The following is a 6,279-nucleotide window of genomic DNA, read 5'->3' as shown; positions in this document are numbered from 1 at the left end:
TTAATCGGCTACTTAATAAAAATACTGTTCAAATAAATTTGTGCAGACATTCTATATAAGTAGCTTTATACATATATATTGTTGTCACTACTCTACGGAGTGCCCACACAGATAATTAATTACAAATTGTTAAAGAACGGTTTAGAGGGTTTCCTCTGGGTTAAGACTCTGTCTCAACCGGGAGGCGTATAATACGCTTCCTGTTTTTGTTGTCAACGTTTTATTTAAATCTTTTTGAAAGTTTTTTCAAACTTCCTAGTCGATTTAGACGCCATTCCTGCTACTAAACATATTGTTTTGAGCGGTTGATGTCTCCCTGACAACGAGGACGCATTATAGAGATCATTTTTAAAGGTGCAACTACTTTTTACAAAAAAGATCGCAACCGAACAAAGAACAACCAACTCGGCGCTGAGATGCTTGTTATATGGGGTTTTCTGGATCCTAATATTTTCTAGCTGCCACTAAATAATGCTAGTGATCTAGGATCTAACAGTAGAAAGTTAAAATTATTTCAGTAGTTAGTACGATATATATAGATAGATAAGTGTAGAAAATGAGCGTTAATATAGAAAGGTTGAGTAAGAACTCTAAAAGCAGATGTTTATATAAAAGAGAATAAGGATCTTCAGACAAAAAAATGCCGGGTAAACCCGGCATTCGTTTTTATTCTTCAGTAGCTTCAACTACATCAGCACTTTCATCAAGTTCTGGTCTACCGACCAGTTCAATGTAAGCCATAGGTGCTTTATCACCAGTACGGTAGCCGCACTTAATGATACGAGTATAGCCACCTGGGCGTTCACTGTAACGTTGACCTAAATCACTAAATAACTTACCAACTACTTCAGCATCACGCGTTCTTGCGAATGCCAAGCGGCGGTTAGAAACGCTGTCTGATTTAGCCATTGTGATCAATGGTTCAATAACACGACGTAACTCTTTAGCTTTAGGCAAAGTTGTTTTGATGATTTCATGCTTCACCAAAGAACCCGCCATATTACGGAACATCGCTTGACGATGACTGCTGTTGCGGTTTAATTGACGACCACTCTTACGATGGCGCATGAGCTTTTCCTTCTAACTATTCGTTGACAGATTTAGTCGTTATCTAACAGACTAGCCGGTGGCCAGTTTTCTAGGCGCATGCCTAGAGATAAACCACGAGACGCCAAAACGTCTTTGATTTCTGTTAGCGACTTCTTACCAAGGTTAGGTGTTTTAAGTAACTCAACCTCAGTGCGTTGTACTAAATCACCGATATATTGAACTTGTTCCGCTTTCAAACAGTTTGCAGAGCGAACTGTTAGTTCTAAGTCGTCCACTGGACGAAGTAGAATTGGATCAAATTCCGGCTTCTCTTCTTCTTGTTGAACTTCAGTAACGTCACGTAAATCTACGAACGCTTCTAATTGCTCTGCAAGAATAGTAGATGAACGACGGATTGCCTCTTCAGGATCCAAAGTGCCGTTCGTTTCCATATCGATAATTAACTTATCTAAATCTGTACGCTGTTCAACACGTGCACTCTCAACATTGTAAGCTATACGCTCCACAGGGCTAAAAGATGCATCTAATAACAAACGACCGATTGGACGATCTTCTTCGTCGGAGGACACTCGCGCAGAAGCTGGTACATAGCCACGGCCACGCTCAACTGTTACACGCATTGAAATTTCGGAGCTTTCACTCGTCAAATTACAAATGATGTGCTCAGGGTTGATGATTTCTATATCACCATCGTGCTGAAAATCAGCAGCTGTAACAGGGCCGACACCTGACTTATTTAAAGTCAAAGTAACACCGTCCTTACCCTCAACGCGTACTGCCAAACCTTTAAGGTTTAACAATATTTCTATCACATCTTCCTGTACACCCTCTTTTGCACTGTATTCGTGCTGCACGCCGTCGATTTCTACTTCGGTTACGGCACAACCAGGCATGGATGACAACAAGATTCTACGCAACGCATTACCTAAAGTATGACCGAAACCACGTTCTAGCGGCTCCAACGTTACTTTAGCTCGAGTTGGACTTACTTGTTCAATGTCTACAAGCCTTGGCTTAAGGAATTCAGTTACAGACCCCTGCATTTTATATCCTCTTAGTTTTCAACTTTACTTAGAGTAAAGTTCAACAATTAACTGTTCGTTAATCTCGGCAGACAAATCAGAACGCTCTGGGTGAGATTTATACACACCAGACATTTCTTTATTATCTACGTCAATCCAAGTCGGTTTTTCACGCTGTTCAGCTAACTCTAATGCTGCAGCTATACGACCTTGCTTCTTCGATTTTTCACGAATTGCAACGACATCAGCAGCATTTACTTTGTAGGAAGGAACATTCACTACTTGACCGTTAACTACAATTGACTTGTGGCTAACTAGCTGACGAGCTTCCGCACGAGTACTTGCGTAACCCATACGATAAACAACGTTATCTAAACGACTTTCTAAAAGTGTTAAAAGGTTTTCACCAGTATTACCTTTAAGACGAGCCGCTTCTTTGTAGTAGTTACGGAATTGTTTTTCTAGAATTCCATAAATACGACGAACTTTTTGTTTCTCACGAAGCTGCAAACCGTAGTCAGACAAACGTGGCTTGCGCGCACCGTGCTGACCTGGAGCAGTATCGATTTTACATTTAGTTTCGATCGCACGTACACCGCTTTTAAGGAACAAATCTGTTCCTTCGCGACGACTAAGCTTTAGCTTTGGACCCAAATATCTTGCCATGATCTTTCTCCACTAAGCGTCGTTATACACGACGTTTTTTAGGCGGACGACAACCGTTATGAGGAATAGGTGTAACGTCAGTGATGTTTGTGATCTTATAACCCACAGCATTTAATGCGCGGATTGCAGATTCACGACCTGGGCCTGGGCCCTTGACGAATACTTCAATATTCTTCAAACCGTACTCTTTTGCAGCTTCACCTGCACGTTCTGCAGCTACCTGAGCAGCGAATGGAGTAGATTTACGTGAACCACGGAAACCTGAACCACCTGCCGTAGCCCAAGACAACGCATTGCCTTGACGGTCAGTTAACGTAACGATTGTGTTGTTGAAAGATGCATGGATATGAGCCATACCATCAGCAACCTGCTTTTTTACCTTTTTACGTGAACGAGTTGGAGCTTTTGCCATATCTTGCTACCTCGCCTTATTTCGAAATAGGTTTACGTGGACCTTTACGGGTGCGCGCATTTGTTTTAGTGCGCTGACCACGTAAAGGAAGACTGCGACGGTGGCGTAAACCACGGTAACAACCCAAATCCATTAAACGCTTAATGTTAAGTGTAACTTCACGGCGAAGGTCACCTTCTACGGTAAACTTGCCAACTTCTTCACGTAATTTATCTAAATCTGCTTCAGATAAAGTTCCGATTTTCGTAACTTCTGCGATACCAGTAGCTGCGCAAATTGCTTGTGCGCGAGTCTTGCCGATACCGTAAATCGCTGTTAAAGCGATAACAGAATGTTTACGATCGGAAATGTTAATGCCAGCGATACGGGCCACTAACACATCTCCTTAATTTATGGGTCGGTCGAAAAGCCCGTTAGGATACTCGACGTATGACCATTTGTAAATGTGGGCGAGACTATTATTAATCCCGCCCGCCTTTTTTATGTCGTATTAACCCTGGCGCTGTTTATGCTTAGGGTCTGTACAGATCACGCGAACAACACCTGAACGCTTGATTACTTTACAGTTACGACAAATCTTCTTAACGGAAGCACGTACTTTCATTGCTTTTACTCCGCAATCAACGGCTATAGCCTTTCAGGTTAGCTTTATCAATCGCTTTACCTGCAAGGTTCGCCTTTTTAAGAACAGATTCATACTGATGAGACATCAACAGTGTTTGAACCTGAGCCATAAAGTCCATGACAACAACAACGATAATCAATAACGATGTGCCACCAAAATAAAACTGAACATTCCATGCAATCATCATAAATTCAGGGACTAAACATACAAACGTAATGTATAGCGCACCTGCAAGAGTCAAACGTGTCATTACTTTATCTACGTATCTCGACGTTTGTTCTCCCGGACGAATACCAGGAATAAATGCACCTGAGCGCTTTAAGTTATCAGCTGTTTCACGTGGGTTAAAAACCAACGCTGTGTAGAAGAAACAGAAGAATATTATAGCAGCCGCGTACAACATAACATATAGGGGTTGCCCCGGTGATAAAGTTAAAGACACTTGTTGTAGAAAATCTGCAACAGCCCCTTCACCTGTACCAAACCATGCCGCAATTGTACTAGGAAACATGATAATACTACCAGCAAATATTGGTGGTATTACGCCAGCCATATTTACCTTAAGTGGTAAATGTGAGCTTTGTGCTTGAAACACTTGGCGTCCCTGTTGGCGTTTAGCGTAGTTAACAACGATACGTCGCTGACCACGTTCTACGAACACAACAAAGTATGTTACTGCAAATACAATTAGTGCAATCAATAACAACAAGATTAAGTGAATCTCGCCTTGACGAGCTTGCTCTGCTGTTTGTCCAATTGCTGACGGTAAACCCGCTACGATACCTGTAAATATAAGTATAGAAATACCATTACCGATACCACGTTCAGTTATTTGCTCACCTAACCACATCAAAAACATGGTACCGGTAACCAAACTTACTACAGCTGTAAAATAGAACCCTGGACCTGGATTAATCACCAAGCCAGACATCATATTTGGCAAACTTGTAGCAATACCAAACGACTGGAATGTCGCCAGTACAAGCGTGAAGTAGCGCGTGTATTGACTGATTTTCTTACGACCAGTCTCACCTTCTTTCTTTAGCTCAGCTAAAGTCGGGTGCATTACCGTTAACAACTGCATAATAATTGATGCAGTTATGTACGGCATAATACCTAGCGCTAATACCGAAGCTCGCTCAAGCGCACCACCGGAGAACATGTTAAACATTTCTACGATGGTACCCTTTTGCTGCTCGAATAAATCAGCTAGTACTGCGGCATCTATCCCAGGAATTGGAACAAATGAACCCAATCTGAAAACAATGATTGCGCCCAATACAAACCATAAGCGTTGTTTCAATTCGGCAAAGCCGCCTTGACCGCTTTGTAGGTCTAATCCTGGTTTAGCCATAATATACTATCCTTATTCTACTTTTCCGCCAGCTGCTAAAATAGCTTCTTCAGCGCCTTTAGTAACACGTAGACCAGCTACAGTTACTGAACGAGCGATTTCACCAGATTTAACAACTTTAACGTAAAGCATGCCTTTTTTCACAAGACCGGCGGCTTTTAACGTTTCTAAAGAAACGATATCACCATCGACTTTTGCGATTTCTGACAATGTTACTTCATCAGTTACTAACGACTTGCGTGAAGTGAAACCGAATTTCGGTAACCTACGTTGTAAAGGCATTTGACCGCCTTCAAAACCTGGTCTTACACTTCCGCCCGAACGAGCTTTCTGACCTTTGTGTCCACGACCACCAGTTTTGCCTGTGCCAGAACCGATACCGCGACCTACGCGTTTCTTATCTGACTTAGCGCCTGATGCTGGAGATAGAGTATTCAAATGCATTAGATTACCCCTCCACTTTAACCATGTATTGAACTTGGTTTACCATACCACGCACACATGCAGTGTCTTCCAACTCTACTGTGTGATTGATACGGCGTAATCCCAAGCCACGTAATGTAGCTTTATGCTTCGGTAGACGACCGATAGAGCTACGTGTTTGTGTTACTTTAATCGTTTTCTTAGCCATGGTGTATTACCCCAAGATCTCACCAACGTTCAAGCCACGTTTTGCCGCAACTTGTTCAGGAGATTTCATTCCTGCAAGTGCGTCAACGGTAGCTCTAACAACGTTGATTGGGTTGGTTGAACCGTAACATTTAGAAAGTACGTTTTGTACACCTGCTACTTCTAGCACTGCACGCATTGCACCACCTGCGATGATACCCGTACCTTCTGAAGCTGGTTGCATATAAACTTTAGAACCAGAGTGACGACCCTTAATAGGGTGTTGCAATGTTCCATTGTTCAAATCTACGCTAACCATGTTACGACGCGCTTTTTCCATTGCTTTTTGAATAGCAGCTGGAACTTCACGCGCTTTACCATAACCAAAACCTACACGGCCGTTTTTATCACCAACAACAGTTAAAGCAGTGAACGAGAATATACGACCACCCTTAACTACTTTTGATACACGGTTAACCGCAATAAGTTTCTCTTCGAATTCAGTTTGAGTCTGTTTTGCTTCTACATTCGACATGCGCTA

At 42.2% G+C, this 6,279-nt stretch carries 10 protein-coding genes; all 10 read right to left on the bottom strand.

Features of this window, described 5'->3' with window-relative positions; all coding sequences use genetic code 11:
- Window positions 1-666: 666 nt before the first annotated feature.
- The 10 genes from rplQ to rpsE all read right to left on the bottom strand — a co-directional run bounded on the left by rplQ (window position 667) and on the right by rpsE (window position 6,273).
- Window positions 667-1,068, bottom strand: coding sequence for a 50S ribosomal protein L17 (gene rplQ, locus KO525_RS15395; RefSeq protein ID WP_215964729.1), 402 nt, complete (start codon window positions 1,066-1,068; stop codon window positions 667-669).
- Between the two features lie 32 nt (window positions 1,069-1,100).
- On the bottom strand, window positions 1,101-2,093 hold the full coding sequence (gene rpoA / locus KO525_RS15390; protein ID WP_215964728.1) for a DNA-directed RNA polymerase subunit alpha: 993 nt from the start codon (window positions 2,091-2,093) through the stop codon (window positions 1,101-1,103).
- A gap of 24 nt (window positions 2,094-2,117) precedes the next feature.
- Window positions 2,118-2,738 carry a 30S ribosomal protein S4 gene (gene rpsD, locus KO525_RS15385; protein WP_215964727.1) on the bottom strand — a complete coding sequence of 207 codons (621 nt, stop codon included), beginning with the start codon at window positions 2,736-2,738 and terminating at the stop codon, window positions 2,118-2,120.
- 22 nt (window positions 2,739-2,760) lie between these two features.
- On the bottom strand, window positions 2,761-3,150 hold the full coding sequence (gene rpsK, locus KO525_RS15380; RefSeq protein ID WP_155696621.1) for a 30S ribosomal protein S11: 390 nt from the start codon (window positions 3,148-3,150) through the stop codon (window positions 2,761-2,763).
- Between the two features lie 16 nt (window positions 3,151-3,166).
- On the bottom strand, window positions 3,167-3,523 hold the full coding sequence (rpsM, locus tag KO525_RS15375) for a 30S ribosomal protein S13 (RefSeq protein WP_215964726.1): 357 nt from the start codon (window positions 3,521-3,523) through the stop codon (window positions 3,167-3,169).
- Between the two features lie 117 nt (window positions 3,524-3,640).
- Entirely contained in the window at window positions 3,641-3,754 is a 114-nt protein-coding gene (gene rpmJ / locus KO525_RS15370) for a 50S ribosomal protein L36 (protein WP_105051509.1), read from the bottom strand.
- 16 nt (window positions 3,755-3,770) lie between these two features.
- Complete coding sequence (secY, locus tag KO525_RS15365; protein WP_215964725.1) at window positions 3,771-5,129, bottom strand: preprotein translocase subunit SecY; 1,359 nt, start codon at window positions 5,127-5,129, stop codon at window positions 3,771-3,773.
- Window positions 5,130-5,141: 12 nt separating this feature from the next.
- Window positions 5,142-5,573, bottom strand: a complete 432-nt coding sequence (gene rplO / locus KO525_RS15360; protein WP_215964724.1) for a 50S ribosomal protein L15 — start codon at window positions 5,571-5,573, stop codon at window positions 5,142-5,144.
- A 4-nt stretch (window positions 5,574-5,577) separates the two neighbouring features.
- Window positions 5,578-5,760 (bottom strand): 50S ribosomal protein L30, encoded by a 183-nt coding sequence (rpmD, locus tag KO525_RS15355; RefSeq protein ID WP_215964723.1) that lies wholly within the window; start codon window positions 5,758-5,760, stop codon window positions 5,578-5,580.
- Between the two features lie 6 nt (window positions 5,761-5,766).
- The gene (gene rpsE / locus KO525_RS15350) at window positions 5,767-6,273 is read right to left on the bottom strand and encodes a 30S ribosomal protein S5 (protein WP_215964722.1); all 507 of its coding nucleotides are present in this window, start codon (window positions 6,271-6,273) and stop codon (window positions 5,767-5,769) included.
- Window positions 6,274-6,279: the final 6 nt, after the last annotated feature.

It is taken from the genome of Psychrosphaera sp. B3R10 (assembly GCF_018861025.1).
In the GTDB taxonomy this organism is placed as follows: Bacteria; Pseudomonadota; Gammaproteobacteria; order Enterobacterales; family Alteromonadaceae; genus Psychrosphaera; species Psychrosphaera algicola.
This window is presented reverse-complemented; position numbering and strand designations above follow the sequence as displayed.